The organism is Gymnodinialimonas phycosphaerae (assembly GCF_019195455.1).
Lineage (GTDB): Bacteria > Pseudomonadota > Alphaproteobacteria > Rhodobacterales > Rhodobacteraceae > Gymnodinialimonas > Gymnodinialimonas phycosphaerae.
Genome location: NZ_JAIMBW010000001.1, coordinates 540,476 through 566,218, shown reverse-complemented (window position 1 = coordinate 566,218; position 25,743 = coordinate 540,476). Strand labels below are relative to the sequence as shown.

Annotated in this window: 25 protein-coding genes; 18 read left to right on the top strand and 7 right to left on the bottom strand. The window is 65.0% G+C overall.

The window, feature by feature from the left end:
- Window positions 1-31: 31 nt before the first annotated feature.
- The 3 genes from KUL25_RS02875 to KUL25_RS02865 form a co-directional block, all read right to left on the bottom strand.
- Entirely contained in the window at window positions 32-940 is a 909-nt protein-coding gene (locus KUL25_RS02875; RefSeq protein WP_257891550.1) for a TRAP transporter small permease subunit, read from the bottom strand.
- Between the two features lie 124 nt (window positions 941-1,064).
- The gene (locus KUL25_RS02870) at window positions 1,065-2,150 is read right to left on the bottom strand and encodes a TRAP transporter substrate-binding protein (RefSeq protein WP_257891549.1); all 1,086 of its coding nucleotides are present in this window, start codon (window positions 2,148-2,150) and stop codon (window positions 1,065-1,067) included.
- A gap of 452 nt (window positions 2,151-2,602) precedes the next feature.
- Window positions 2,603-4,486, bottom strand: coding sequence for a PhoX family protein (locus tag KUL25_RS02865; protein ID WP_257891548.1), 1,884 nt, complete (start codon window positions 4,484-4,486; stop codon window positions 2,603-2,605).
- Between the two features lie 485 nt (window positions 4,487-4,971).
- On the opposite strand from KUL25_RS02865, the gene KUL25_RS02860 reads away from it, so the two are divergent.
- The 5 genes from KUL25_RS02860 to KUL25_RS02840 are packed head-to-tail and all read left to right on the top strand — an operon-like array spanning window position 4,972 to window position 9,107.
- On the top strand, window positions 4,972-6,717 hold the full coding sequence (locus KUL25_RS02860) for an acetolactate synthase 3 large subunit (RefSeq protein WP_257891547.1): 1,746 nt from the start codon (window positions 4,972-4,974) through the stop codon (window positions 6,715-6,717).
- Window positions 6,714-7,283 (top strand): hypothetical protein, encoded by a 570-nt coding sequence (locus KUL25_RS02855; protein ID WP_257891546.1) that lies wholly within the window; start codon window positions 6,714-6,716, stop codon window positions 7,281-7,283. Before KUL25_RS02860 ends, KUL25_RS02855 begins: the two co-directional genes overlap by 4 nt.
- A complete protein-coding gene (locus KUL25_RS02850; protein ID WP_257891545.1) occupies window positions 7,280-7,927 on the top strand; it encodes a hypothetical protein in 648 nt (215 codons plus the stop codon). Before KUL25_RS02855 ends, KUL25_RS02850 begins: the two co-directional genes overlap by 4 nt.
- A 14-nt stretch (window positions 7,928-7,941) precedes the next feature.
- Complete coding sequence (gene ilvN, locus KUL25_RS02845; protein WP_257891544.1) at window positions 7,942-8,499, top strand: acetolactate synthase small subunit; 558 nt, start codon at window positions 7,942-7,944, stop codon at window positions 8,497-8,499.
- A 2-nt stretch (window positions 8,500-8,501) separates the two neighbouring features.
- Window positions 8,502-9,107: a hypothetical protein gene (locus KUL25_RS02840; protein ID WP_257891543.1), complete on the top strand. Its 606-nt coding sequence runs from the start codon at window positions 8,502-8,504 to the stop codon at window positions 9,105-9,107.
- A gap of 222 nt (window positions 9,108-9,329) precedes the next feature.
- Here KUL25_RS02840 and KUL25_RS02835 read toward each other — a convergent pair whose 3' ends face one another.
- Entirely contained in the window at window positions 9,330-9,599 is a 270-nt protein-coding gene (locus KUL25_RS02835) for an EF-hand domain-containing protein (RefSeq protein ID WP_068364248.1), read from the bottom strand.
- A gap of 315 nt (window positions 9,600-9,914) precedes the next feature.
- On the opposite strand from KUL25_RS02835, the gene KUL25_RS02830 reads away from it, so the two are divergent.
- From KUL25_RS02830 to KUL25_RS02820, 3 genes are all read left to right on the top strand, one after another.
- The gene (locus tag KUL25_RS02830) at window positions 9,915-10,499 is read left to right on the top strand and encodes an RNA polymerase sigma factor (protein WP_257891542.1); all 585 of its coding nucleotides are present in this window, start codon (window positions 9,915-9,917) and stop codon (window positions 10,497-10,499) included.
- A gap of 133 nt (window positions 10,500-10,632) precedes the next feature.
- On the top strand, window positions 10,633-11,775 hold the full coding sequence (locus KUL25_RS02825) for an aromatic ring-hydroxylating oxygenase subunit alpha (protein ID WP_257891541.1): 1,143 nt from the start codon (window positions 10,633-10,635) through the stop codon (window positions 11,773-11,775).
- 4 nt (window positions 11,776-11,779) lie between these two features.
- Window positions 11,780-12,001, top strand: a complete 222-nt coding sequence (locus KUL25_RS02820) for a hypothetical protein (protein WP_257891540.1) — start codon at window positions 11,780-11,782, stop codon at window positions 11,999-12,001.
- Window positions 12,002-12,013: 12 nt separating this feature from the next.
- On the opposite strand, the gene KUL25_RS02815 is transcribed toward KUL25_RS02820, so the two are convergent.
- Both KUL25_RS02815 and KUL25_RS02810 read right to left on the bottom strand, forming a co-directional pair.
- On the bottom strand, window positions 12,014-12,607 hold the full coding sequence (locus KUL25_RS02815; protein WP_257891539.1) for a hypothetical protein: 594 nt from the start codon (window positions 12,605-12,607) through the stop codon (window positions 12,014-12,016).
- Complete coding sequence (locus KUL25_RS02810) at window positions 12,591-13,064, bottom strand: lytic transglycosylase domain-containing protein (RefSeq protein WP_345790918.1); 474 nt, start codon at window positions 13,062-13,064, stop codon at window positions 12,591-12,593. The genes KUL25_RS02815 and KUL25_RS02810 overlap by 17 nt, the downstream gene beginning before the upstream one ends.
- A gap of 287 nt (window positions 13,065-13,351) precedes the next feature.
- On the opposite strand from KUL25_RS02810, the gene ssb reads away from it, so the two are divergent.
- The 4 genes from ssb to trpE all read left to right on the top strand — a co-directional run bounded on the left by ssb (window position 13,352) and on the right by trpE (window position 18,657).
- Window positions 13,352-13,882: a single-stranded DNA-binding protein gene (ssb, locus tag KUL25_RS02805; RefSeq protein ID WP_257891538.1), complete on the top strand. Its 531-nt coding sequence runs from the start codon at window positions 13,352-13,354 to the stop codon at window positions 13,880-13,882.
- Between the two features lie 117 nt (window positions 13,883-13,999).
- The gene (locus KUL25_RS02800) at window positions 14,000-15,187 is read left to right on the top strand and encodes an aminotransferase (protein WP_282563138.1); all 1,188 of its coding nucleotides are present in this window, start codon (window positions 14,000-14,002) and stop codon (window positions 15,185-15,187) included.
- A gap of 95 nt (window positions 15,188-15,282) precedes the next feature.
- Complete coding sequence (locus KUL25_RS02795; RefSeq protein WP_257891536.1) at window positions 15,283-17,136, top strand: SurA N-terminal domain-containing protein; 1,854 nt, start codon at window positions 15,283-15,285, stop codon at window positions 17,134-17,136.
- Between the two features lie 12 nt (window positions 17,137-17,148).
- Window positions 17,149-18,657, top strand: coding sequence for an anthranilate synthase component I (trpE, locus tag KUL25_RS02790; protein ID WP_257891535.1), 1,509 nt, complete (start codon window positions 17,149-17,151; stop codon window positions 18,655-18,657).
- Between the two features lie 283 nt (window positions 18,658-18,940).
- On the opposite strand, the gene KUL25_RS02785 is transcribed toward trpE, so the two are convergent.
- Window positions 18,941-20,734 (bottom strand): divergent polysaccharide deacetylase family protein, encoded by a 1,794-nt coding sequence (locus KUL25_RS02785; protein WP_257891534.1) that lies wholly within the window; start codon window positions 20,732-20,734, stop codon window positions 18,941-18,943.
- Between the two features lie 250 nt (window positions 20,735-20,984).
- Here KUL25_RS02785 and KUL25_RS02780 point away from each other — a divergent pair, with 250 nt between their 5' ends.
- From KUL25_RS02780 to KUL25_RS02755, 6 genes are all read left to right on the top strand, one after another.
- Window positions 20,985-21,566: an anthranilate synthase component II gene (locus KUL25_RS02780; protein WP_257891533.1), complete on the top strand. Its 582-nt coding sequence runs from the start codon at window positions 20,985-20,987 to the stop codon at window positions 21,564-21,566.
- Complete coding sequence (trpD, locus tag KUL25_RS02775) at window positions 21,563-22,579, top strand: anthranilate phosphoribosyltransferase (RefSeq protein WP_257891532.1); 1,017 nt, start codon at window positions 21,563-21,565, stop codon at window positions 22,577-22,579. The genes KUL25_RS02780 and trpD overlap by 4 nt, the downstream gene beginning before the upstream one ends.
- Before the next feature lie 130 nt (window positions 22,580-22,709).
- Window positions 22,710-23,228, top strand: coding sequence for a DUF3592 domain-containing protein (locus KUL25_RS02770; RefSeq protein WP_257891531.1), 519 nt, complete (start codon window positions 22,710-22,712; stop codon window positions 23,226-23,228).
- Between the two features lie 16 nt (window positions 23,229-23,244).
- Window positions 23,245-24,039 (top strand): indole-3-glycerol phosphate synthase TrpC, encoded by a 795-nt coding sequence (gene trpC / locus KUL25_RS02765; protein WP_257891530.1) that lies wholly within the window; start codon window positions 23,245-23,247, stop codon window positions 24,037-24,039.
- The gene (gene moaC / locus KUL25_RS02760; protein WP_257891529.1) at window positions 24,039-24,518 is read left to right on the top strand and encodes a cyclic pyranopterin monophosphate synthase MoaC; all 480 of its coding nucleotides are present in this window, start codon (window positions 24,039-24,041) and stop codon (window positions 24,516-24,518) included. Before trpC ends, moaC begins: the two co-directional genes overlap by 1 nt.
- Entirely contained in the window at window positions 24,515-25,711 is a 1,197-nt protein-coding gene (locus tag KUL25_RS02755) for a molybdopterin molybdotransferase MoeA (RefSeq protein WP_257891528.1), read from the top strand. Before moaC ends, KUL25_RS02755 begins: the two co-directional genes overlap by 4 nt.
- Window positions 25,712-25,743 lie beyond the last annotated feature (32 nt).

Sequence of the window (25,743 nt, the reverse complement as noted above, 5' to 3'; positions counted from 1 at the left end):
GCCACTCAAGGGCACATTGTCTTGTGGTGGATCAGGTCGAGCCTGACTGGATCGCGTGCTCGATTTCTTCTGCATCGTCGCCAAGGTAGTCCCGATCCAGGTATTTCGCCTCACTGGTCTCACCCTCTTTCCATTCCAGGTACGAGCGCCAGAACATCGACCAGGCTTGCAGGAACACCAGCACGCAATAGGCTACGATCAGCACCTTGAAGAGGAAATAGGCGTTGAAGCCGTTGGGGCTGAAGCCGATGGTCTCCACGTTCCAGCGCAAGGCGCGCGACTGCATCAGCATGCGCTCCAGCGTGCCGGAAGCCGAAGGGTTGGGCACCACCAGGTGGCGCCACATGAAGAACCAGGCGTACATGTACGTCAGCGTGACGACCGGCAGCATGAAGAACATCGCCCCGAACATGTCGAGCACCTTCTTGGTGCGGAATTTCACGGCGGAATAGACAAGGTCCACGCGGACATGGCCGCCCTGGACGAAGGTATAGGTGACGCACATGGTCACCACGATGGCGTTGTAAAGCTTCAGCTCTTCCGCCCACCACGACAGGTCTTGGGTGAAGGCGATGCCCAACGGGCCCATCGAGATTTCGGGCACCCGGAAAATGCGCTGCAAGAAGACGATCATCACCTGCTGCAAGACCATCAGAAGGCCGACCCATGCGGCGGTTCGGCCAATGGCGTTGGCAAAGCCCTCTTGGATGCGCACACAGGCCCAGAGGAACCGGCGATTGAAGAAACCCGCCACGGTGATCGCGCCGAAGATAAAGAACAATGCGAAGAACAGCTCGACCGAGGCCCCATAATACATGAACCGCGACAGCGATTCCGGGTTGGACCAATCAAGCCACGACGCAGGGCTGAGCAGCGCTGTAACGATGTTCACCGGGGCCATCACGAGCTCTGTCAGGGCCCAGAGGATCAGGTCTAGCATGTTGAGAAACTCCAGCCGAAGGTGTCCCGGTCACTGGATCCGCCCGCCTTGGGCCGTCCGACAGGGTCATTGGGGGTCCCCCGCCCGCACAGGCGGGCAAGGGACAAAGTCGAGAGAAAGGCGATCAGCCTGCGTTAACGCGGTTACGCTGACGCTGATACTCGCCGTCGGCGATCTCGTACCAACCGGCCGACTCGGCCTGCGAGGCGAAGTAGCTGTTGGCGATGTTCGCGTAGATCTCGTCGGACATGTTCTCTTCGCGAACCTCGGCGGCTGCGGCGCCGAAGGCGTCCCAGACGTCGTCGGGAAACTGGCGAACCTGAACACCACCGGCAACAAGACGCGCCAGGGCGGCCCCGTTTTCGGCAAGCGACAGCGCGGTGTTCTGCGCGTGGGCCGCTTCAGTGGCCACCTTGCAGATCTGCTGTTGCGTGGGCGTCAGCGATTCCCAGATCTCCAGGTTGAACCCGAAGTGCAGGGCCGAACCCGGCTCGTGGAAACCAGCGGCGTAGTAGGTGTTGGTAACTTCCTGGAAGCCCATCCGCTCGTCCGCGTAGGGTCCAATCCACTCTGCCCCGTCGATCTGACCGGACGACAGCGCCTGGTAGATTTCGCCACCGGGGATGTTCTGAACCGACGCGCCGAGGCGACCGAGAACCTGACCACCCTGGCCCGGCATCCGGAAGCGCAGACCCTGCAGGTCTTCTGCCGAATTGATTTCGGTGTTGAACCAACCACCGGGCTGCATGGCGGTCATACCGCACATTAGCGGCTTCAGGCCGAACAGCGACGACAGATCGTCGTGCAGTTCCTGACCACCGCGACGGTAGTACCAGTTGGCCATTTCCTGCGACGTCATGCCGAACGGCACGGAAGTCATGAAGGCAAATGCGGGGTGCTGGTTGAGGAAGTAGTACTCAGCCGAGTGATACACATCCGCCTGCCCCGAGGACACGGCGTCGAACACTTCGAACGCGCCCACAAGCGTGCCGGCGGAGTTCTTGTTGAAAGTCAGCTGACCATCCGTCATGGCGGCGATGTAGTCGATGGCAAGCTGTGCTGCGTCATCGAAAATCGCGAAGCCATCCGGCACGGAGGTCACGAGCGTCAGCTCGCGGTTGCCTTGAGCATAGAGCGGTGCTGCCAGTGTCGTGGACGCGGCCGCGGCCCCGCCAACAGCGGAAGTCCGCAAAAAAGAACGACGATCCATTGGTTATGTTCCTCCCCATTTTGGATCTTTCCCCTGGGCCCCTCCTGGGCGCCAAGTGGATTAGAAGTGTCGGCACGTTAGCGAGGGAATTGCGCCACGAAAACAGGTTTTCTTGTCTGAACGGGCATTATTTGTAAAATAATCTTACCAATCCGGCAATTTGGGGCGTTCTACGTCCCTGAGTTGTAGGCCGTTTGCGCTAACTGGCTTTCAGGTTGAAGAAATAGTGTCGCAGATACCTTGATCCGCATTCAAACGGGTCAAAACGCACAAGAATCGGGAACAGCGTACCGCAGCCCCCCCCACCCCCCCTCCGGTCACAGGGCGTGGGTTCCATGAGCGCCCCCCTGCTTTGACCCGACAGGTCGGCAGATCCAATGCAGGGCACCCACGAAAAAAAGGGGCCGCAGGTGCGGCCCCTTCTACGGGAATGCAAAATCCAGCGGCGGCCGTCAGCCGATGACGGCGCCATCCTCGCGCCAGACCGCGATCACCGAAGAGCGCGGGACCGATCCCTCGCCGTCGGGCCATGTGCCGCCTGGGTGCTGAATGCCGACGAAAGCCACGGTGCGGTCGCTGTTCCACATCAACCCCGTCACTTCCGAGCCGCTGGGACCGGTCAGGAAGCGCGCGATCTCTCCGGTTTCGGGGTGCCCGATCAGCATCTGGTTGTTGCCCATGCCGGTGAACGCGCCCTCATTGCTGTCGTCACCATCGGTCTGGATCCAGATCAGGCCCGTGCTGTCGACCATCATGCCGTCGGGCGAGTTGAACATGTTGCCCTCCGTCACGTTGTCCGACCCCGCGTAGTGGCCCAGGCCCACCACCGGGTTGCCCGCCATCACGTAGAGATCCCAGGTGAAGGTCTCTGCCCCGTGATCCGCCCCGTCGGGACGCCAGCGCACGATCTGGCCATAGCGGTTCTCGGCGCGCGGGTTCGGCGTGCCGGGGGCCGGTTCCGCCGCATCACCACCGGCGTTGGTGAAGCCCGGCGCGCGGCGCGAGTTGTTGGTGAGGCAGCAGTAGGCTTCGGGCAGCGTGGTGGACACGGCGATCCATTCGGGCCGGTCCATCGTCGTGGCCCCAACAGCCGATCCGGCCATCCGGGTGTGGATGCAGATCATCGCCTGATCCATCCCCGTCGTATCCGGCGTCAAGGCGCGCCATTCCCCGGTGCCGTCGGCGCTGAAATGCGCGGCATAAAGCGTGCCGTCATCCAGCAGGCCATCGGTAGGGCCACCCTCGGCATAGGTGCCGTTGGAGACGTATTTGTACATGAACTCACCGCGTTCATCATCGCCCATGTAGACGACAACACGCCCGTCATTGGCGATCGTCATGGCGGCGTTTTCATGTTTGAAACGGCCCAGGGCGGTGCGCTTGACCGGGGTGGAGGACGCATCGGCGGGGTCGATCTCCACGATATAGCCAAAGCGGTGCGCCTCGTTGGGCTCCTGGCTGATGTCGTAGCGGGCGTGGTACAGCTCATAGGCATAGCGGCTGTCGTGACTGATGCCATAGCGGTCGAACCCCTCGGGCAATTCCGCTGCCGCATCGGTGGAGCCGAAGTAGCCGTTGAAGTTCTCTTCACAGGTCAGATAGGTGCCCCAAAGCGTGCGGCCTGATCCACAGTTGTTCATCGTTCCCAGCACCTCTGTGCCGTCTGGATCGGCAGAGGTCTGCAACAGCGGGTGGCCTGCGGCGGGACCGGTCAGCACCATCGGCGTGTTGTGGTGAATGCGGCGGTTGAACGGGCTGTCGACAACAATGTCATACCCCTCTGCCCCGCGCGCCACTTCCATGACGGTCACACCTTGCAGGTTCATCAGCGTCATCACGTCATCCGCCGTCGGCACCGCATCGTCGGCCAAGGCCAGGTTGATGTCGGGGTTCACGTATTCATGGTTGACCGCGATGACCTCGGCGTCGCCCACGCGGAACAATTCCATCCCGTCGGTATTCTCGCCGAAGATCAGGTCCGAGCCGTCGACGCCGTGGCCGTTCTCGAACGTCGGCGCCCCCGAGAACAGCGCATCGCCCCAGCGGGCCACCGTGCGCCAGGTATAGCCCTCGGGCACATGCACGGTGTTGTCGGTGAAGGTGGGGATCGGCGTGAAGGCGAACGTCGCGTGGCCATCGGCAATCGCCGTGGTGCCCTTCAGCATCGCGGTGCCCATCACCGCCGCGCCCGATCCCAGCGCAACCAATGATCCCAACACGCCGCGCCGGGTCATGGCCGTTTCGACAACTCGGTCGAAGTCGGTCACCTCGGGGGCGGGACGGATCTGCTCGTCCCAGTCGTCCCAACTCATGTGGCTTGTATCGATGTCTTTCATCTCGATGTCCTAGCTTTGAAGAATACCATCCCGCGTTTTCCCCCACGCGGGTCAGCGCAACGCTAGGCGCGCTCCACGACAGGTCTGTGATGGTTGTATGAAAGATTTGTTAAGGGGGGGGGGCATCGGACTGTTGGGCATTTCAGGCCGGGATCAAACCATACCGCCCAACCGCCCCGCGACATTAGTTGCGCAAAACGCCGCTCAAACGACATTTTATTCATCCATCAGCCGTTTTGGCGGTTGACGCCCAAAACCCGCGCCCATAACGTCCGCCCACGCGAATAAAAGGAGGCTCGGACATGTCCGGCATTCTCGTACTTGTAGGACAAAGGCGCATGGGTCGGTAACGACGTCCATACTTGGAACCATGCGCCCCCGGATCACCTCCGGGGGTTTTTTTTTGGCCGCATTGGGTGAAACCCGCAAGGCTCGCATACGAAACGATTGCAGCGCGAAAGAAGGAACCAGCGCCCATGTCACAGATGACCGGAGCAAAGATGATCGTCGAAGCCCTGAAGGAACAGGGTGTCGATACCGTATTCGGCTATCCCGGCGGTGCCGTGCTTCCGATCTATGACGAGATCTTTCAGCAAAACGCGATCCGCCATATTCTCGTGCGCCACGAACAGGGCGCGGTGCACGCGGCCGAAGGCTATGCCCGCTCCACCGGCAAGCCGGGCGTGGTTCTGGTAACCTCCGGTCCCGGCGCGACAAACGCCGTCACCGGCCTGACGGACGCCCTGATGGACAGCATCCCGATCGTCTGCCTCACGGGTCAGGTGCCGACCTTCATGATCGGATCCGACGCGTTTCAAGAGGCCGATACCGTCGGCATCACGCGCCCCTGCACCAAGATGAACTGGCTGGTGAAGGAAACGGACCGTCTGTCCGACACCATCCACCAGGCCTTCCACATCGCCACCAGTGGGCGTCCCGGCCCGGTTCTGGTCGACATCCCCAAGGACGTACAATTCGCCACCGGCGAATACACCACCAAGCCCAAGGCGAAGATCAGCCACTACCAGCCCAAGGTGAAGGGCGATCTGGATATGATCACCGCGCTGGTTGAGGCGATGGAAACCGCCGAGCGGCCCTTGTTTTACACCGGCGGCGGCGTGATCAACTCCGGCGACAAGGCCTCCGCCCTGTTGCGCGAGTTGGTCGAGGCCACGGGCTTCCCGATCACCTCGACCTTGATGGGTCTGGGCGCTTACCCGGCGTCTGGCGACAAATGGCTGGGGATGCTCGGGATGCACGGCACCTATGAAGCCAACCTCGCGATGCACGGCTGTGATTTGATGATCAACATCGGCGCGCGGTTCGATGACCGCATCACGGGGCGGATCGCAGATTTCTCTCCCGGCTCGCGCAAGGGGCATATCGATATCGATCCCTCGTCGATCAACAAGGTGATCCACGCCGATTTCCCGATCATCGGCGACGTGGGCCATGTGCTGGAAGACATCCTGAAGGTCTGGAAAGCACGCGGACGCAAGGCGGACCGCACGTCCGTCCAGACATGGTGGACCCAGATCGAGGCGTGGAAAGCCGTGCGCTGCCTGGATTACAAACCGTCCGAGACGACGATCAAGCCCCAGTATGCGCTGGAACGGCTGGAGGCGCTGACCAAGCACCGCAAGGATCGTTTCATCACCACCGAAGTGGGCCAGCACCAGATGTGGGCCGCGCAGTTCCTGGGCTTTGACGATCCCAACCGCTGGATGACCTCCGGCGGGCTTGGCACCATGGGCTACGGCACGCCCGCCTCCGTCGGCGTGCAGGTCGCGCATCCCGAGGCACTGGTGATCAACGTCGCCGGTGAAGCGTCGTGGCTGATGAACATGCAAGAGATGGGGACAGCCGTACAATACCGCCTGCCCGTCAAGCAGTTCATCCTCAACAACGAACGCCTCGGCATGGTGCGCCAGTGGCAGGAGCTGCTCCACGGCGAGCGGTATTCCGAAAGCTGGTCCGAGGCCCTGCCCGATTTCGTGAAGCTGGCCGAGGCGTTCGGCGCCAAGGGCATCCTCTGCTCGGACCCCAAGGATCTGGACGACGCGATCATGGAGATGCTCAACTACGACGGCCCCGTGATCTTCGATTGCCTGGTGGAGAAGCACGAAAACTGCTTCCCGATGATCCCCTCCGGCAAGGCCCACAACGAGATGCTTCTGGGCGAGGCCGACACCCAAGGCGCCATCGGCGACGCGGGCGGCGTGTTGGTGTGAGACGGCTTGCCGCGCTTCTCGCGCTGGCCGCACTGCCCGGTCAAGCAAACGCGCAGGGGGCGGTCGACGCCCTCTTCGACCTCCTCTGCGGGCGGACCGTCCATTTCTACGACACCTCCGGCAATCAGATCGAATACACTGCCGGCGATGGGACGGCGTTTTTGTGGTATCACGATCTGCCCGACGTGATCGTCGGCTCCTGGGGTGTGTATTCCGACGCCGAGGTGGCAGAGCGTCTGAATGACGGCTCTGGCGATACGGGCCGCGATGGCGGCCTTGACAGCGGCGACCTGTTCGACCTGCCCACCAGCGGCGCACAGGTCTGCTATGAGTATCCCCCCGGCGGCTTCGGGCCGCTGGACCCCGGCGGGTTCCACTGCTGGGACGAGGTGCGCCTGTTCGAGACCGTGGTCGAGGGCGGCGTTTTCCCCGGCGACCGCTACGGGTTGCACGACGGCGAGCCGCCGTTCATCTTGCAGGAACATCCGTTCCAGGCGCTCGAGTCGTTCGACGCCGATTTCCCGCAATTGCCCCCCGAACCCGCCTGTGGCGTGCCGATCTCATGATCCGCGTCGTGGCCCTTTTTCTGCTCTGCGCCTTGCCCGCCAGCGCCCAGGATTTTCGGGGCCTGTTGCCTGGCATGCCTACGTCTGCGCTGGAGCGAATTGGCGAGCCTCTTGATCGACAAACCGACGATGGATTCATTTCTGCGATCTATCCACTGCCGTTCGAGCGCACACTTGGCGTCATGCACGCCGATGGTGAAATAATCGCGCTCACTTTGGCCGCTCTGCCGCCTACGCTGCTTCACCCCCCCCCGTCTGATGGATTTCAAGTCGGAGTAACGCGGTTGAGCGAGGCTTTGGCCCTCGCGGGATCGGAAGGATATGCTTTCGAGACCGCTGGGACGTGGCAAGGCCTGCCGCCCGGTGGTGGATTTCTGTCCTATACGTTGGCCGATCACCCCGAGGTCATACTCACGCTGGCGTTCTTCGGCCATTTGGACGCCGATCACGACGCCAACGACGTAACCAGCCTGGCAGACATGCCACCTCACGCGATTCTCATGTCCGCCACTTTGTTCGACCAAACGAGCGTCACGCACTATCCCATGCTGGCGGACATGCAACAAACCCCGCCGCCCCCCGAGGCCACCCCCTTCGCACTGCCGCTGGCAGAGGCCTTCCCCCTGACCATACTCCCGCAATAGAAAGTCCGCACCCCATGGCCCTCAACATCGAACAAGGCTCCACCAGCCATTCTGCCTATGACCTCCGCTCGCACCTGAGCGAGGATATCGAGACCCACACCCTCGCCATCCTGGTCGAGAACGAACCCGGCGTGCTTGCGCGCGTCATCGGGCTCTTTGCCGGGCGCGGCTACAACATCGAAAGCCTCACCGTGGCAGAGGTGGACCACAACGGCCACCGTTCGCGCATCACCATCGTGACCTCCGGCACGCCGCAGATCATCAACCAGATCAAGATGCAGCTGGGGCGCATGGTGCCGGTTCACGAAGTCTCGGACATGACCGTGGAAGGCCCCTTCGTGGCGCGCGAGCTGTCGCTGATCAAAGTCATCGCCAAGGGCGAGAAGCGCGTGGAGGCCCTGCGCATCGCCGAGATCTTCCGCGCCAATGTGGTCGACAGCACGCTGGAGTCGTTCGTGTTCGAAATGACCGGCATGCCCGACAAGATCGACGCCTTTTGCGAGTTGATGCGCCCCTTGGGCGAGGTGAAACTGGCGCGCACGGGCGTCGCCGCCATCGCACGGGGCCTCTGATCTTGCGCGCCCTCCTGGTGCTTGGGCTGGTGCTTGCCTGCGCCGGGCCCCTGTTCTACGGCGCGCCCCTGTCGGCGCAAACCGTGCACGGGATCACCCTGGGCGCGCCTGTTCCGGCCAGTCTGCCCCAGCCAGACGATACGCAAACCCAAGCGCCGCTTACCCGGCGCTATTGGGCGGATCTGGCGGGCCTGCAAGTGACAGCCATTGCCGATAGCGAGACGGGCGACGTGCATTTCGTTGAACTGCGCCCCGCGGCCGGGGGCCCGGTGGATACACCGATCTCCGGCATCCGGTTTGGGCAAACCACGCAAGCCGATTTGCAGGCGCGGTTCGGATCGGAGGGGATCGTTTTCGCCAACGTGGGCCGCGCGGGCGCCTTCGGAGAGGTCGCGGCCTACTTCACCACCTACGAGATCGAGGGGGGCGACACCGTCGTCTCCTTCACCACGACCGAGCCCTTGGCCGAAACGTCCGAGGGCACCTCGGCGCGATCCACCCTTGATAGTGTCGTGGTGGCCCAGGGCACATATCTTAATCAGGTCTGGGGCCTCAACAGAGGCCGCTTGCCGGGCTACGCCCCGATCCCGGATCCCTTTGGCGACTGACATCGCCACGGGGCCAAGAGCCTTGCAAGGCTCTTACAAGCCTTTTTCAAAAGGCTTGGGCACGCAAAAGCCTTGAAAGGCTTTTACAAGTTTTTTGCAAAAAACTTGGCGCGGGCGCAACACGAACGCCCGGGCGGGTATTCAAGACGCGGGGGCCGTCTGCCCCGCCCCCGCGCCTGCCCCCTGGCCCGCGCCGGACGCAGGCCAAGGGTGGGGACCACGTCAGCTGGCTGGAATAAGCCCCGCTTCTTGTGCGGCCCCGATCTCGTCACCGCTCAGAAGGCCGTCGGCATCGGCGTCGAGCGCCTGATATTCCGCTTCACTCAGGGCGGGCATCAGCACCAGCAGTTCGGCGAAGCTGACCATACCGTCGCCGTCCGCGTCGATGGTTTCGGCCTGCCCCATGGCAAGGCTTGCGCCGCCCACGAGAACAGCGAAGGCGGTCGCCGCGGTGATCGCGCCAAGGCGAGGTTTGTCAAATTGGGATCGCATGGGAAAGTTCCCTTCAGTTGGTTGCGTATCAGATGCGGCCCGCCGTCATTGGCGGCGCATCTACTAGGGAAGAGCTTGCCCGGGCCCGTTTCGTCCCGAGCCCGGGGGAAAGCGTGGAATGTCGGCGGCACCCTGCCCAAGGGGCGCAGGCGCAAGCGCGACGTCCCGCCGAGGCTTGTGGGCCTCGGCAAAGGACCGCCCGGCATGGGCGGCAATCGGGGCGATTGGGCCCGTCCCGCGCGCGCCACTTGCGGCGCGCATCCCGGGCGGCGCAGCGTCTAAGGCGCTGACGCAACCCCTGACAGTCGAGGCCCCATGTCCCCGTCTCCCCCTCCAGCCCCGCCCCTCCCCCTTGAGGAGGACGCCTCCGGCGCCCTGCCCCATAGCCGCATCTTCACCGCGCTGCTCACGGACCTGCGCCGCTCGGCCCGGCGCCTCGCCCGCTCGGGCGAGGACGCGGATGATCTGGTGCAGGACACGCTGCTACGGGTCTGGTCGCGCATGGCGATGTCGTTCGAGGCCGGTACCGATGCCGCCCCCATCGACGACCTGCGCGCCTATGCCTTCGCCACCCTGCGCCATCGGGCGTTCCGGCGCGGCTCTTTCGCACCGCCCATGGACATCGAGCCCGAGGACATCGTCGCCCCGCGCGGCTCGGACGGGGCCACGCGGCTGGCCTGCGCCGAGGCGCTGGAGGCGCTGGCCGCATTGTCGGAAGACCAGCAGGTGCTGTTGAAAATGCGCGCGATGGACGGGCTGTCCTACGCAGAGATCGCCCAGCGGACCGGATTGCCCCTTGGCACGGTGACATCGCGGCTGGCGCGGGGGCGCGCGGCGATGCGGCAGGCCCTTGATCTGCCACCCGGCGCACCGGTCACGGACCTTCTGGGCGGGCCGTAGGTCCCATCGCCCCCGCGCCATGCCGTGGGCACATGTCTTTGCACGTCCGGAATTTGTCGCTTTGCGGCAAGATTTGCGGGCGTACCAGCGCCACGCTTTGTCCGTCCGCCCCGGACGATTCAGGAGCGCCCCGATGCATGATGACCTCGCCCGCCCCCTTGCTGATGTCATGGCCCCGATCGACCGCGCCCGCGGCCTGCCCAACAGCCATTACATGGACCCTGTGACCATCGCGGCTGAAAACGCAGCCGTCCTGCATGCCGAATGGGCCGCCCTCGCCGTGGGCGCTGATGTGCCCGAGGTCGGCGACGCCAAGCCGATCGAATTCCTTGGCCAGCCACTTCTGCTGCTGCGCGACGACGACGGCGCGGTGCGCGTGTTCTTCAACATCTGCCGCCATCGCGGCATGATCCTTGTGGCGGAGCCGCGCAAGATCGAGGGCGCGATCCGCTGCCCCTATCATTCCTGGTGCTATTCCAAATCCGGCAAGCTGGTCGCCACCCCACACGTGGGCGGCCCCGGTCAGAACGCCCATCCCGGCATCGACCGTGCCGCCCTGGGCCTGGCCGAAGTGCGCAGCCACATCTGGCGCGACGTCGTCTTCATCAACCTGTCGGGAAAGGCCCCCCCGTTCGAAGAGGTCCACGCCGAGCTTCTGCAACGGTGGGCCGAGTTCGACCAACCAATGCACCACGGCGGCGCCGACAGCACCTTCACACTGGATCTGGCGACGAACTGGAAACTGGCCGTGGAGAACTATTGCGAAAGCTATCACTTGCCCTGGGTGCATCCGGCGCTCAACACCTACTCCAAGCTGGAGGACCACTATCATATCGAGGCGCCCGGCAAGTTCTCGGGGCAAGGGTCTTATGTCTACCGCCAATTGACCGGCGAGGATGACAAGACCTTCCCGGATTTCAAGGACCTCGGCACCTTCTGGGACACGGGCGCGGAATATATCTCGGTCTTTCCCAATGTCCTCATGGGCGTCCACCGCGACCACGCCTATGCCATCGTGCTGGAGCCCGTGGCCCACAACCGGACCCGGGAACATGTGCACATCTATTATCCCACGACCGACACCGACCCGGCCCTGCGCGCCAAGAACGCGCGGCTGTGGCAGAATGTGTTCGAGGAAGACATCTTCGTGGTCGAAGGCATGCAACGTGGCCGCGCGGCGGACGGCTTTGACGGCGGGCGATTCTCTCCGGCCATGGACGGCCCGACGCATCTGTTCCACGCGTGGGTGGCCTCCAGGATCGAGGCGGCGGGCTGACGCAATGGGAGAGGACCTCTTCGACATCTCCCTGCGCCACGCCCGCGCTACAGGCGATTGGTCGAGGGTGATTTCCCATTACGTGGCCGTGGCCAAGGGCGACAGCGCGGCCTTCTATCTGACCCACGCCTATGTCCATGCCCTCGAAGGGGCAGACCCGCGGGCCAGCGACTTGCGCGCACGGCTGGTGGCCCTGGGTGCCGAAGCGCCAGAGGCTTTGGCCTAGACCCCTATGCCGTCAGCGACGCGCCCATTCCTGCTGCCGTCCCCGGAACAGGCGCAGGAACGCCAAAAGGGTCCAACTGAACCAAAGGGGCCAGAACACCGGCTTGTAGTTGATCGGATGACACCCGCGCGTGGGCGTCCACGACAGCCCATCCCGGATCACGTCGAAAAACCCGTCATTGCGCGGCCCCGGGGCGATCCGCACCGTGGCCTCATCGAGGTTGGAGACGGTGACTGTCCCCCGGCTGGTCATCAGATCAATGATCAGATCCACGCCCTCCGCCTCGGTCCCGCGCAACTGCAAGGTGTCGGCCAATTGGGTGCACATGTTGGTGGCCGAAAATGACGTGGCCTCTCGGGGCTCAAGGCCCTGCGTGTAGACCGACCAGGGACTTCCCGCATGGGGGCCCACATAGGGCACGCAGGCCGCGCCGATGCAGGGGGTCACGGCAATCGGGTCGAAATCCACGCCGCGCATGCGGTCCGCGATCCAGAACAGGACAAGGGTCGACAGGCAGCAGAACAGGATCGCTTCAAGCACCCGCAACGCCCGGTCAAGGCGCGGCGGCTCACTGTCTGGCTCGCGCAGATCAGCTTCGTGTGCCAAGGATCACGCGGACATAATGCTGGGTCTCATCGTAGGGCGGCACACCGTCGTGACGCTCCACCGCCTCGGGGCCTGCGTTGTAGGCCGCGAGCGCAAGACGCCACGTGCCGAACCGGCGGAACTGCTGCGCCAGATAGCGCGCGCCCCCGTCAAGGTTGGCAACAGGATCCAGCGGATCAACGCCCAACAAGACTGCCGTGTCGGGCATCAACTGCGCCAGCCCCAACGCACCCGCGTGGCTGACGGCCTCTATGTTCCAACCCGATTCCTGCTGCACGAGGCGCAGGAAAAGATCCTCGGGCACGCCGTGACGCCGCGCGGCAGACCGGGCGACATCCAGAAACGGGCCGTCGTAGCCGCCTTCAAATGCCGGCAAGGTCCGCGTTTCAAGCGATTCGGGACGCAAGCGCGAGGAAAACTCATACTGCGTGGCCGCGCGCCCATCGAGGACGCCCATGGCCCGCTCCAACCGGTCAAGGCCGCTTTGGGCGCTGACAGGCAACGACAGAAGAGCGCCACAAAGAGCACCGGAGAAAGCAGCAAGGGGCAGACGAAATTGCAAGATCAGGCCTCGGGTCGCTCGGGAATGGTCCCATGGACATAGCGCGCGAGACCGCGCTTATCTAGGGGGGCGTCGAAGTCGCCCGGTTTAAGGCTTTTCTTACGCTTGATCGGATGCTCTAACCTCTCACCAATCGTGCGCCCGGAATCGGGGCGCGGCAAAGACAAGCAGGGGGAATAGCGATGGCCGGGTCCGTCAACAAAGTAATCTTGGTAGGCAACTTGGGGCGCGACCCTGAGGTGCGCAGTTTCCAGAACGGCGGCAAGGTCTGCAACCTGCGCATTGCCACGTCAGAGAACTGGAAGGACCGCAACACCGGAGAAAAACGCGAGCGGACCGAATGGCATTCCGTCGCGATTTTCAACGAGAACCTCGCACGTCTGGCCGAGCAATACCTTCGCAAAGGCTCCAAGGTCTACATCGAGGGCAAGCTGGAAACCCGCAAATGGCAGGATCAAAGCGGTCAGGATCGCTATTCCACTGAAGTCGTCTTGCGCCCCTATGCGGGGGAACTGACGTTCCTCGACGGCCGCAGCGACGGCGGCGGCGGTGGTGGTGGCGGCGGCTACGGTGGCGGCGGCGGCGGTTATGACGACCGGGGCGGCTCGGGCGGCGGCTTTGGCGGCGATGACCGGGGTGGCTCGGGCGGCGGCGGCGGCGGATTTGGCGGCGGCGGCGGTGGCTCGGATCTGGATGACGAAATTCCGTTCTGAGGATCCTGACCTGCCCGGATTATCACAGGTTCGGGCATGGGGCCGACGACAGGTTTGAGTTGTATTGGGCAAGATGAAGGGGGGAGCGGTGCGCGCGGCCCCTCAAGGGAGCGCGTGATGAGACCGTTGAACCCGAATATGGCATCGACCTTTCCGCCTCCGGTGATGGAAGCGCGGCGCTGGGTCGAGGGCAAGACCTTTCCCGACACCCGCCCCCTGATGAACCTCAGCCAGGCCGCGCCGGTGGACCCGCCCCCCGAGGGGCTGATGCAGGCCATGGCCGAGGCGATCCTGACAGACCCCTGCGCACATCTTTATGGCCCGGTGTTGGGCATGGATGACCTGCGGGCCGAGCTGGCCGCGCAATGGTCAGCCACCTATGGCGGCACGATCACGCCCGCGCAGGTGGCCATCACCGCCGGGTGCAACCAGGCGTTCACCGCCGTCATGTCCACGTTGGCACGGGCCGGTGACGAGGTGATCGTGCCCCTGCCCTTCTACTTCAACCATCAGATGTGGCTTGATATGCAGGGTGTGCGGGCGGTGCATTTGCCCACCGGCGATGACCTTCTGCCGGACCCCGAGCGCGCGGCAGGCCTGATCACGGATCGCACCAGGGCCATCGTGCTGATCAGCCCTAATAACCCCGCCGGTGTCGAATATCCCCCGGCCCTTCTGGCCGCGTTCCGCGACCTGGCCCGGACCCATGGCCTCGCGCTGATTGTCGATGAGACCTACCGCGATTTCCATTCTTCCGACGACGCGCCCCACACCCTGTTTACCGATCCCGATTGGGACGAGACCTTCATCCACCTCTATTCCTTCTCCAAGGCCTATCGCCTGACTGGCCACCGCGTGGGCGCGATCATGGCCGCGCCGGAACGGCTGGCCCAGGTCGAGAAGTTCCTCGATACCGTCGCCATCTGCCCGCCCCAGGTGGGCCAGATCGGGGCGCTTTGGGGGATGCGGAACCTGGGCGACTGGCTGGCGGGCGAACGGATGGAGATCCTTGCGCGGCGCGATGCGATACGGCAGGGCTTCGGGCAACTGCCGGACTGGCAGCTTCTGGGCTCTGGCGCCTATTTCGCCTACGTCCGCCACCCGTTCGACGCCCCCTCCGACGCCGTGGCCAAACAGCTTGTGGACGACGCCAGCCTGCTGGTGCTGCCGGGCACCATGTTCGGGCCGCTGCGCGCCGCCGGTGGCACGGGACAGGCGGAAGCCACCCTGCGGATCGCCTTCGCCAATGCCGACCGCGCCGGGCTTGGCGATCTTGTCAGCCGTTTGGGCGCGTTGACCGTGTGATCTACTTCACCCGCTAGGCCAGCACGCCCTTGCCCCCGTGGGGGCAAATGCGTATCCGTTTGCGCAACACACGCCACTGAAAGGGCCAGATCCAAATGGCACGCACCGCTGCGAAAAAAGTCTCGAACGTCTTCGTCTGGATCCTGATGGGCCTCTTGTTCGTGGCCCTTGCAGGCTTCGGCATCGGCTCGTTCAACGGCGGTGCCAGCCGGGTCGGCTCGGTGGGCGATGTCGAGATCACCGCCGAGGATTACTTCCGCGCCCTCAACAACGAGATCAACGCCCAGATCGCGCAAACCGGACAAGCCGTGTCCTTCGCCCAGATCCGTGCGCGCGGCATCGATGCGCAGGTCCTCGCCGGGCTTACCGCACGCGCCGCGCTTAGCCACGAGTCTGCCGAAATGGGCATTTCCGTGGGCGACGCGGAAGTCGCCCGCCAGATCAGCCAGATCGCCGCTTTCCAGAACACCGCAGGCCAGTTTGACCGCAATACCTACGAATTCGTGCTGCAACAGCAGGGCTCCAGCCCCCGCGACTTCGAAGAGGACACCCGCGAGGACGTCGCCCGCGCGCTTCTGCAAACCGCCGTTATCGGCGGCCTCACCCCGAACGAGATCTTTGCCGAGACCATCGCCGCCTACCAGGCCGAAACCCGCGATTTCACCCGCCTCGCCGTGACCGAGGGCGATTTGCCGACGCCCATCGCGGAGCCCACTGACGCCGAGCTTGAGGCCTATTACGAAGAATTCCCCGAACGCTTCACCCGCCCTGAGGCGCGCCGGATCACCTACGCCTGGATCACCCCCTCGGCCATCATGGACGACGTGGAGATCGACGAAGTGGCGCTGCAAGAACTCTACAACGACCGCATCGACGAATATGTGCAGCCCGAGCGGCGCCTGCTGGAGCGCCTGATTTTCGGCTCTGACGCAGAAGTGGAAGCCGCCCTTGCCGCCATCGCGGCGGAAGAAACGGACTTTGACACGCTCGTGGAAGACCGCGATCTGACCCTTGAAGACGTGGACATGGGCGTGATCGCGGCCGATGACCTCTCGGACGCGGCCGCCGCCATCATCTTCAGCGACGACGAGAGCGAGCTTCTGGGCCCCGTGCCCACCCCGCTCGGCCCCGCCCTCTTCCGGGTGAATGCGGTGCTGCAAGCCTCCGAAGTGCCGTTTGAAGACGCCCGCGACGATCTCAGCGCGGAACTGGCTCAGGAAAGCGCCCGCCGCGCCATCGATGACATGCGCGAGGAACTGGACGATCTTCTGGCCTCCGGTGCGACCCTTGAAGAAATGGGTGCAGACACGGCGATGACGCTTGGCACGATTGACTACACGCCCGCCTCCGAAGAGGGTATCGCCGCCTACGATAACTTTCGCGATGCCGCCCGCGCCGTTGAGCAAAGCGATTTCCCCGAGCTTCTGGACCTGTCCGACGGCGGCCTTTTCGCCCTGCGCCTTGACGAAATCGTCCCCCCCTCCCTGCCGCCCCTGGCCGAGATCGAGGGCGATGTCGCCGACGCATGGCAAGCCACCGCCCTTCGCGAAGCCGTCGCCGACCGCGCGGCGCAGTTGGTGGCGCAACTGGCCCAGGGCGCCACGCTGGAAGAACTTGGCGACACCTCCGAAGAACGCCTGATCCGCCGTCAGGATCTGCTGCCGGATCTGCCCGCCACCACCGTGGCGCAGGTCTTCCAACTCGACGCTCCCGGTGACGTGGTGATGATCCCCGGCCCCGAGGCCGCCCATATCGTGCGTCTGGATGCGATCAATTCAGGCGTGCGCAACGCGCCCGACACCTCGGTGATCCTCGCGATCATGAACCAGACCATCGCCCAATCCATGGCCACGGATATCTTCGAGGCCTACGGTCAGGCGTTGCAGGCCGACGCGGGCATCACCACCAACCAGGGCGTGATAAACTCGGTCCACGCCTCCTTCCCGTAAGGGGGCCGTCCCATGGCGCAGCTATCGGATTTCGAGGCGTTTCGCGCCGCGTGGGACCGGGGTGAAAACCAACTGGTCCACGCCCGTCTGGCCGCCGATCTGGATACCCCCGTCTCGGTCATGCTGAAGCTAACGGACGCGGGCCGCGATGCCTTCATCCTTGAATCCGTGACCGGCGGCGAGGTGCGCGGGCGCTACTCGATCATCGGCATGAAGCCCGATCTGGTCTGGGAATGCCATGGCAAGACCTCGCGCATCAACCGCGCCGCCCGCTATGACCGCGACACCTTCGACCCCGTGGACGCCGCGCCACTGGACGCCATCCGCGCCCTTCTGGCGGAATCGGCCATCGACATGCCCGCCGACCTGCCCGCCGCCGCGGCGGGCCTCTTTGGCTACCTTGGATATGACATGATCCGGCTGGTGGAACACTTGCCCGATGTGAACCCGGACCCCTTGGGCCTGCCCGATGCGGTGCTGCTGCGCCCCTCCGTCGTGGCCGTGCTGGATGGCGTGAAGGGCGAGGTCACCGTGGTCTCGCCCGCGTGGCAATCCAGCGGCCTCTCGGCGCGCGCGGCCTATGCGCAAGCGGCCGAGCGTGTGTCGGACGCCCTGCGCGATCTGGAACGCGCGCCAAGCGTCGCCGCCCGCGAGATGGGCGACGCGCAACCCCTGGGGGAGCCGGTCTCGAACTTCACCCACGCGAAATATCTCGCTGCGGTCGAGACCGCCAAGGACTACATCCGCAAAGGCGACATCTTTCAGGTCGTCCCCTCCCAACGCTGGACGCTGGATTTCCCCACGCCCCCCTTCGCGCTCTACCGCGCGCTGCGCCGCACCAACCCGTCACCCTTCATGTTCTACTTCAACTTCGGCGGCTTTCAGGTGGTGGGTGCCTCGCCCGAAATTCTCGTGCGGGTCTTCGATACCGAAGTCACCATCCGCCCCATCGCAGGCACCCGCCCCCGCGGCGCGACCCCGGAAGAGGACAACGCGCTGGAGGCCGATCTGCTGGCCGACCAGAAGGAACTGGCCGAGCACTTGATGCTGCTCGATCTGGGTCGCAACGACACCGGCAAGGTGTCGAAAATCGGCACCGTGCGCCCGACCGAGGAATTCATTGTCGAACGCTACTCCCACGTCATGCACATCGTCTCCAACGTGGTGGGCGAACTGGCCGAGGATCAGGACGCGCTGTCGGCCTTCATGGCGGGCATGCCCGCAGGGACGGTCTCCGGCGCACCCAAAGTCCGCGCCATGGAAATCATTGATGAGCTAGAGCCCGAAAAGCGCGGCGTCTACGGCGGCGGCGTGGGCTACTTCAGTGCAGGCGGCGACATGGACATGTGCATCGCGCTCCGTACGGCGGTGGTGAAGGACGAAAAGCTCTATATCCAGGCGGGCGGCGGCGTGGTCTACGACAGCGACCCAGAGGCCGAGTTCCAGGAGACCGTGAACAAATCCCGTGCGATCCGCAAGGCGGCGGAAGACGCCAGCCTTTTCACACGCGGCAATAGCTAGCGGCAATCAACCCCGCCAGACGATCCGGGCGCGCACCTCCCCTTTTCCCCGTTCCAAAAATATCCCCCCGCGGGAGCGTCGGGGCGCAGCCCCGAAATCAGCCTCGAAATCAGGCCCGAAATTAGCCCCGAAATCACCGTCGAATGCGCCATCGGATAAACGCCGAAGGGACGCGCGCGCACCGAAAAGGGCCGACCAGGACCTTAAAAAGACCTTAACAAAAAACCGATAATTTCGTGTTTTCAACGCTTTAAGGTGGGTGCTCAAGCTTGAGCACAAGGCCCTATTCGCCAGCCCCCCGCAGCAGGGTCGCCGACAAAGGCGCCAGGGCGACGGCTTCGAACCGCCCCCCCAAGGCCCAGGAAAACAGCGCCGTCACCGTGTCGGGCCGGGTCCGGCCCACCACGATCACATTGCCCTCCTGGGCCGCCGCAAAGGCCGCCCGCGACAGGATCCGGGTGATTACCGTGGCCTGCTGGTCCTCATCGTCAAGAAAGCGGAACACGGTCGCGGCGGGCACGCCCGCGCGGCTCGCCGATTGCTCGGCCGCGTTCAGCCCCCTCGGGAAGGCCACCAGCCCGTGGCCGCTCTCTCCCAGCGCCGCCACAAGCGCGTCGAGCACCGGGCGATCCCCCTGGATGCGCCCCTCGGGCGTATCCAATACCGCGACCGCTTCCGGCAATGTCGAGGCCGCCGCCGCAAGGGCCACCTCCGTATCCGCCCCCGTTGCACCATCGGCAATCATCGAGCCCAGGATCACCACTTCGAACCCGGCCTCCCGGTAGGCCGCCGCGCGCGCGCGCGCATCGGGGCTCAGAGGATCCACCGCGAAGGCGACCGGAAAGGTGAACCGCGTCAGCGTCGACAGGTCGATCGGGCTTTCGGGTTCATCAATCAGGACCACCGCCATCAGCGGACGCTCTTCGGCGGTGTCGAAGGGCGCTGCGAAGGCCTGGATCGCGGGCAGATCGCCCGGATCGGGCGCGTCGGGGGCGTCGCCCTCTGCGGGCGCGTCCGCCTCTGCCGCGTCCCCGGCAACCGAGGGGGCAACCGGGGGGGCTATCGCGGGGGCAACCTGTGGCAATGTGCTGGTTTGCGGGAAGGCGGGCGCGCTCAAGGTGGGCGAGACCTCTTCAACGGGCGTCTCCATCGCGCCCTCCAAGGCCACCTCCGACGGCATTTCCGGCGTAACGGCTGCGTCACCAGCCCCGTCCCCAATGCTTGGGAAGACGGGCGTTTGCAACGGCACGACTTCCGGCTCTTCGGCGGCCACGGCCACCTGCTCGGTATCCGTTTCGGGACCCTCTGCCGATACGTCAGCTTCCGGCGCCTCTGCTGCCACGTCCGTTTCGGGCGTTTCAGGCGTTTCGGGCGCTTCCGATGTCACGGCCGCGTCTTCCGTCACTTGCGGCAAGAACGCCGAGGACACCTGTGGCGTCGGGCTAGCTTCGGGTTGGGTCAGCGCGCTTGGGCCGCTTGCGATCACCGGGGCCGGAGCCGCCGCCGGGCTGGCGGGACCGCTGGCCTCTCCTGCGGCGGCCGCGATCTGCGCCGGGCCTTCCGCCGCAACCGAGGGCTGCGCGGCGGGTGCCGTGTCAAGGCTGGGGGCGCTGACGTCCCCGGACAGCGTCGGGGCTTGCGGCGCGGTGGCCGCCGGGGCGGCATCGGGGGCGGGCAAGGCCGCTTCGGGTTCCGGCGGGGGGCGGTTGAACTCGGAGCCCGAGGGCAAGGGGATTTCAGTTGCCGGCACGGTGGCCGCGCCGTCTTCAGCCCCATCCCCGGTATCTTCGGGCGTGACTTCCGGCATGAGTTCAGGCGTCTGAACGCTGTCACCCTCGCCGTCGCCGTCAGACGTCGGGCTATCAGCGTCCCCGGCGGCCTCTTCCAATGTGGCGTCTTCTTCTGCAGCGTCCCCGTCCAAGGTGCCCTCGGCCACGAGCGGGACGTCCTCGGCCTGCGGCGTCTCAACCGTCGCTTCCCCGCCTCGGGGCGGCAAGGGAGAGCTCAGCGACAGCGCCGCAAGCCCTACCACCGACACCAGGGTTCCCCACAATACACCACTCATCAGACCGCCCATGGTCCCGCTCCTGTCTGCTCGGCACGGGGCTTGCCCCGCACGGTTGGCTGGAGAATTGTCCTCTCAGCGCTCTTTTCTGCCCCGGCCTTGTGTACCCGGCCCGGCCTTTTGTACCCCGGAGGGCGCGGCCTCGGCTTGACCCCCGGCCCTTGCTTTGAAACATGTATAGCGCGGGCGCGCGGCGCCTTTAACCCTTTTTTAAGACCTCTGCCTGCACCACCCCCTCACGCCCGACCCAAGGACCCGTAGGATGCTTCTCCTGATCGATAACTACGACAGTTTCACCTACAATCTCGTCCATTACCTGGGGGAATTGGGGGCCGACGTGCGCGTCGTGCGCAACGACAAGATCACCGTCCAGGACGCCATGGCGTCCGGCGCCAGCGGGATCGTGCTCAGCCCCGGCCCCGGCTACCCGGCAGACGCAGGCATTTGCCTGGCGCTGACCAAGGCGGCGGCAAGCGCGGGGATGCCCCTGATGGGCGTGTGCCTGGGCCACCAGACGATCGGCGAAGCCTTCGGCGGCCAGATCGTCCAACACGCCGAGATCGTGCACGGCAAGCTTGGGGTCATGCAACACGCGGGACAAGGCGTGTTTGCAGGGCTGCCTTCACCGCTGAATGCGACGCGCTATCACAGCCTTGTGGTGGACCGCGCCACCCTGCCCGATTGCCTGGAGGTCACGGCAGAACTGGGGGACGGCACCATCATGGGCCTGCGCCACAAGCAGCATCCCATCGAGGGCGTGCAGTTCCATCCCGAAAGCATCCGGTCCGAGCACGGCCACGCGATGCTACAGAATTTCCTGAACACCACGAAAGAACCCGCATGACCGATGCCATGAAGCCGATCATCTACGCCGCCTCCGAAGGCCCGCTGTCGCGCGCCCAGGCGGAAGAGGCATTTTCCTTGATGTTCGAGGGCACCGCCACGCCCGCGCAGATGGGCGGGCTGATCATGGCGATGCGCGCGCGGGGCGAGTCGGTCGCGGAATATGCCGCCGCCGCCCAGGTGATGCGTGACAGATGCGTGAAAGTGGCCGCACCTGCGGGCGCGATAGACATCGTCGGCACCGGCGGCGACGGCATGGGGACGCTGAATATCTCTACCGCCACGGCCTTCGTGGTGGCGGGCGCGGGCGTGCCGGTGGCCAAACACGGCAACCGCAACCTATCCTCCAAATCTGGGGCGGCCGATGTGTTGAGCCAGATGGGCATCAACGTCATGGTCGGCGCCGATGTGGTGGAGGCCTCCCTAAAAGAGGCCGGTATCGGTTTCATGATGGCCCCCATGCACCACCCCGCCGTCAAACACGTCATGCCGATCCGCCAGGAATTGGGCTGCAAGACCATTTTCAACATCCTCGGGCCGCTCACCAACCCCGCGGGCGCCAAGCGGCAGTTGACCGGCGCTTTCGCGATCGACCTGATCTATCCGATGGCCGAAACCCTGAAGGAATTGGGCTCTGAGGCGGCGTGGCTGGTCCATGGCGCGGACGGCACGGACGAAATCTCGATTTGCGGCAAGACGGACGTGGTAGAGTTGAAAGACGGCAAGTTGCGCTCGCGCGTGGTCCATCCCGAGGACGCGGGCCTGCCCGTGCATCCGTTCCGCGACATCCTTGGCGGCACCCCCGACGAGAACGCGCAAGCCTTCCGCGACCTTCTGGAGGGCGCGACAGGTGCCTACCGCGATGCCGTGCTGATGAACGCCGCCGCCGCCCTGATTGTGGCGGGCCGCGTGACCGAACTGCGCGAAGGCGTTGAAATCGCGGTTGAGGCGATCGACAGCGGCGCGGCCAAGCGCGCGGTCGAGGCCGTCGCCCGCGTCACCTCTGCGGCGTGACGCGAGCGGTGTGCCAAAAGATGAGTGGTATTGGGCAAGATGAAGCAAGAGCGGCGCGCCCGGGGGACGGGTCAAGGCGCGCGGCGGGTGCGCGTCCGTGACGTTGCGCGGCAATCCTAGGGGTGTCGGCTTGGGGTTCCTCGCCATCGCGCTCGGCCTGTTGGGCATCGCGACGTTCATGGGCGTGCATGTCGTGCAGGAAACCCGCATCGGGCGCGGGCTGATCTTCGAGGGCGCGACCGCGCAAGCCCTCATTGTCACCGCAGAGCGCACGGAACGCACCCAATGCTCGCGCAGCCAGCGTTCCGTCTGCTGGCCTGCAAACACCCATGTCGCCACCGTGGTCTTCGAGGTCGAGGGGTTACGTTCGGGCGCAGAGCTGCGCCTGAGCCCCGACGAATATACCGCCTACGAAAGCGGCGCAGAGGTCTTCATCGACCTTATCTACCTTCCCAGTGACCCCACGCAGGTCGAGCGGACCCGAGGCGCGCGCTTGAATGCTGCCGAACGCGACACCGTGCACATTTACGTCCTTCTGGGCTTCGGCGTCCTCTTCGCTGCCATCGGCATCATTGCGCTGCTTCTGGGTCGCAAACAGACCGCGCCACCTCCAACGGACACGCCTCCCTCGACAGGCACGGGCCGCTAACCTAAGAACCAGAGCCATGAGCACCATTCTAGACAAGATCAAAGCCTACAAGCTGGATGAGGTGGCCGCTGCGAAGGCCGCGCGTCCGCTTGCCGATGTGGAAGCCGCCGCCAAGGCTGCGTCGCCCGTGCGCGGCTTTGCCGATGCGCTTTGGGCCGCGCAATCCAGCGGCTATGGCCTGATCGCAGAAATCAAGAAGGCCAGCCCCTCCAAGGGCCTGATCCGCGCCGACTTCGACCCGCCCGCGCTGGCGCAGGCCTATGCGGCGGGCGGCGCGACCTGTCTTTCCGTGCTGACCGACACGCCGTCATTCCAGGGCGCGCCAGAATACCTGCGCCAAGCCCGCGCCGCCGTGTCGCTCCCCTGTCTGCGTAAGGATTTCCTCTACGACACCTACCAGGTCGCCGAGGCCCGCGCCTGGGGCGCCGATTGCATCCTGATCATCATGGCGTCCGTCAGTGACACGCAGGCCGCCGAGCTGGAAGACGCCGCCCGCGCCCACGGCATGGACGCGCTGATCGAGGTGCACGACGGCGCGGAACTTGACCGCGCAATGGCCCTGAAATCCCCGCTTCTGGGCATCAACAACCGTAACCTGAATACGTTCGAGACCTCGCTCGACACCACCCGCACCCTGGCCGCCCGCGTCCCCTCGGACCGAATGGTGATCAGCGAATCCGGCCTCTTCACGCCCGCCGATCTGGCCGATATGGCCCGCGTGGGTGCGCGCACCTTCCTGATCGGCGAAAGCCTGATGCGCCAAGACGACGTCACCGCCGCCACCCGCGCCCTGCTGGCGGATCCTGTCTGATGGCTGAGCTGACCCACTTCGACGGCGCAGGCCACGCCCATATGGTTGACGTCTCCGACAAGGCGGTGACAGACCGCATCGCCGTGGCCCAGGCCTTCATCAAGATGGCCCCTGAAACGCTCGATTTGGTTGAACAGGGCACCGCGAAAAAGGGCGATGTTTTGGGCGTTGCACGGCTGGCCGGGATCATGGGCGCGAAACGCTGCGCCGATCTGATCCCGCTTTGCCACCCCTTGCCAATCACCAAGGTCGCGGTCGACCTGTCGCCCGACCGCACCCTGCCGGGCGTGCGCATCACCGCAACGGTCAAGACCTCGGGGCAGACGGGCGTTGAGATGGAGGCGCTTACCGCCGCCTCCACCGCCGCACTGACGGTCTATGACATGTTGAAAGCGGCGGAAAAGACGATGGAAATCGGGGGCTTGCGGGTCGTTCTTAAAGACGGCGGCAAGTCCGGGCGGTTTGAGGCATCCGAATGATCTCCGTCGAAGAGGCCCTTTCCGCCTGCCTCACCCTTGCGCAGCCCGTGGGCACGGAAACCGTGCCGTTGGCCCAAGCCGGGGGCCGGGTGCTGGCCGCGCCCGTGACGGCCACCCGCGATCAGCCGCCGTTCAGCGCCAGCGCCATGGACGGCTATGCCCTGCGCGATATGGAAGCCATTCCCGGCCGTCGCCTGAAGGTCGTGGGCGAAGCCCCCGCGGGCCACTATTGGCAAGGCACCATCGGCCCCGGAGAGGCCTTGCGGATTTTCACCGGTGCGCCCCTGCCCGAGGGCACGGACCGTGTCGTCATCCAGGAAGATGTGGAGCGTGACGGGGATCGGATCACCCTGTCCCGGTCCCTCGGGTCCAGCCTCAACGTGCGCCCCTCGGGTGCGGATTTCATGGCGGGCGATGGGATGAGTGCGCCGCGCCGCCTGTCGCCTGCCGACGTGGCGCTGGCGGCGGCCATGAATGCCCCCAAACTGACCGTCTCGCGCAAGCCCACGGTGGCGCTGATTGCCACGGGAGATGAATTGGTCTCGCCGGGCGAGACGCCGCGCCCGGACCAGATCATCGCCTCCAACACCTACGGGCTGAAGGCCCGGATCGAGGCCGAGGGCGCTGAAGCGCGTCTTTTGCCGATTGCGCGCGACAGACGCGAGAGCCTGGAGCAGGTGTTCGACCTGGCCGCCGGTTCCGATCTGATCGTGACCGTGGGCGGTGCTTCGGTCGGGGACCATGATCTGGTGGGCGAAGTTGCTGCGGCGCGCGGGTTGGAGCGCGCCTTCTACAAGATCGCCATGCGCCCCGGAAAACCCTTGATGGCCGGACGCTTAGGCGATGCCGTGCTGTTGGGGCTTCCGGGAAACCCGGTGTCTGCGATGGTATGTGGAGAGCTGTTCCTGATCCCGATGCTGCACGCGATGATGGGGCTTCCCGGCACCGCGCGGCCGCGCCTGCGCGCGCGGCTCGGTGCGGATCTAGATGCCAATGGCCCGCGTGAGCACTACATGCGCGCCGAAGTCTCTGCCGGGGACGATTTGCCGGTGATCACGCCCTACGGGCGCCAGGACAGCTCGCTTCTGACGGTCCTGTCGGGGGCCTCTGGTCTGCTGGTGCGCCCGGTCGACGCGGCGCGCGCGCGGGCGGGTGACATCGTGGAATACGTGGCGCTCAACGCGATGTTCTGATGATTCGTTGACAGGTTGTTTGGAACATGTAT

Bases quoted from the DNA above. Each gene is read 5' to 3' on its own strand.
- KUL25_RS02865 (WP_257891548.1), bottom strand. From the start codon at position 4,486: ATGAAAGACATCGATACAAGCCACATGAGTTGGGACGACTGGGACGAG.
- KUL25_RS02825 (WP_257891541.1), top strand. From the start codon at position 10,633: ATGCATGATGACCTCGCCCGCCCCCTTGCTGATGTCATGGCCCCGATC.
- KUL25_RS02820 (WP_257891540.1), top strand. From the start codon at position 11,780: ATGGGAGAGGACCTCTTCGACATCTCCCTGCGCCACGCCCGCGCTACA.
- trpD (WP_257891532.1), top strand. From the start codon at position 21,563: ATGACCGATGCCATGAAGCCGATCATCTACGCCGCCTCCGAAGGCCCG.
- KUL25_RS02785 (WP_257891534.1), bottom strand. From the start codon at position 20,734: ATGGGCGGTCTGATGAGTGGTGTATTGTGGGGAACCCTGGTGTCGGTG.
- KUL25_RS02835 (WP_068364248.1), bottom strand. From the start codon at position 9,599: ATGCGATCCCAATTTGACAAACCTCGCCTTGGCGCGATCACCGCGGCG.
- KUL25_RS02795 (WP_257891536.1), top strand. From the start codon at position 15,283: ATGGCACGCACCGCTGCGAAAAAAGTCTCGAACGTCTTCGTCTGGATC.
- KUL25_RS02850 (WP_257891545.1), top strand. From the start codon at position 7,280: ATGATCCGCGTCGTGGCCCTTTTTCTGCTCTGCGCCTTGCCCGCCAGC.
- trpC (WP_257891530.1), top strand. From the start codon at position 23,245: ATGAGCACCATTCTAGACAAGATCAAAGCCTACAAGCTGGATGAGGTG.
- KUL25_RS02875 (WP_257891550.1), bottom strand. From the start codon at position 940: ATGCTAGACCTGATCCTCTGGGCCCTGACAGAGCTCGTGATGGCCCCG.
- moaC (WP_257891529.1), top strand. From the start codon at position 24,039: ATGGCTGAGCTGACCCACTTCGACGGCGCAGGCCACGCCCATATGGTT.
- ssb (WP_257891538.1), top strand. From the start codon at position 13,352: ATGGCCGGGTCCGTCAACAAAGTAATCTTGGTAGGCAACTTGGGGCGC.
- KUL25_RS02800 (WP_282563138.1), top strand. From the start codon at position 14,000: ATGAGACCGTTGAACCCGAATATGGCATCGACCTTTCCGCCTCCGGTG.
- ilvN (WP_257891544.1), top strand. From the start codon at position 7,942: ATGGCCCTCAACATCGAACAAGGCTCCACCAGCCATTCTGCCTATGAC.
- KUL25_RS02810 (WP_345790918.1), bottom strand. From the start codon at position 13,064: ATGGGCGTCCTCGATGGGCGCGCGGCCACGCAGTATGAGTTTTCCTCG.
- KUL25_RS02830 (WP_257891542.1), top strand. From the start codon at position 9,915: ATGTCCCCGTCTCCCCCTCCAGCCCCGCCCCTCCCCCTTGAGGAGGAC.
- KUL25_RS02755 (WP_257891528.1), top strand. From the start codon at position 24,515: ATGATCTCCGTCGAAGAGGCCCTTTCCGCCTGCCTCACCCTTGCGCAG.
- KUL25_RS02860 (WP_257891547.1), top strand. From the start codon at position 4,972: ATGACCGGAGCAAAGATGATCGTCGAAGCCCTGAAGGAACAGGGTGTC.
- KUL25_RS02780 (WP_257891533.1), top strand. From the start codon at position 20,985: ATGCTTCTCCTGATCGATAACTACGACAGTTTCACCTACAATCTCGTC.
- trpE (WP_257891535.1), top strand. From the start codon at position 17,149: ATGGCGCAGCTATCGGATTTCGAGGCGTTTCGCGCCGCGTGGGACCGG.
- KUL25_RS02870 (WP_257891549.1), bottom strand. From the start codon at position 2,150: ATGGATCGTCGTTCTTTTTTGCGGACTTCCGCTGTTGGCGGGGCCGCG.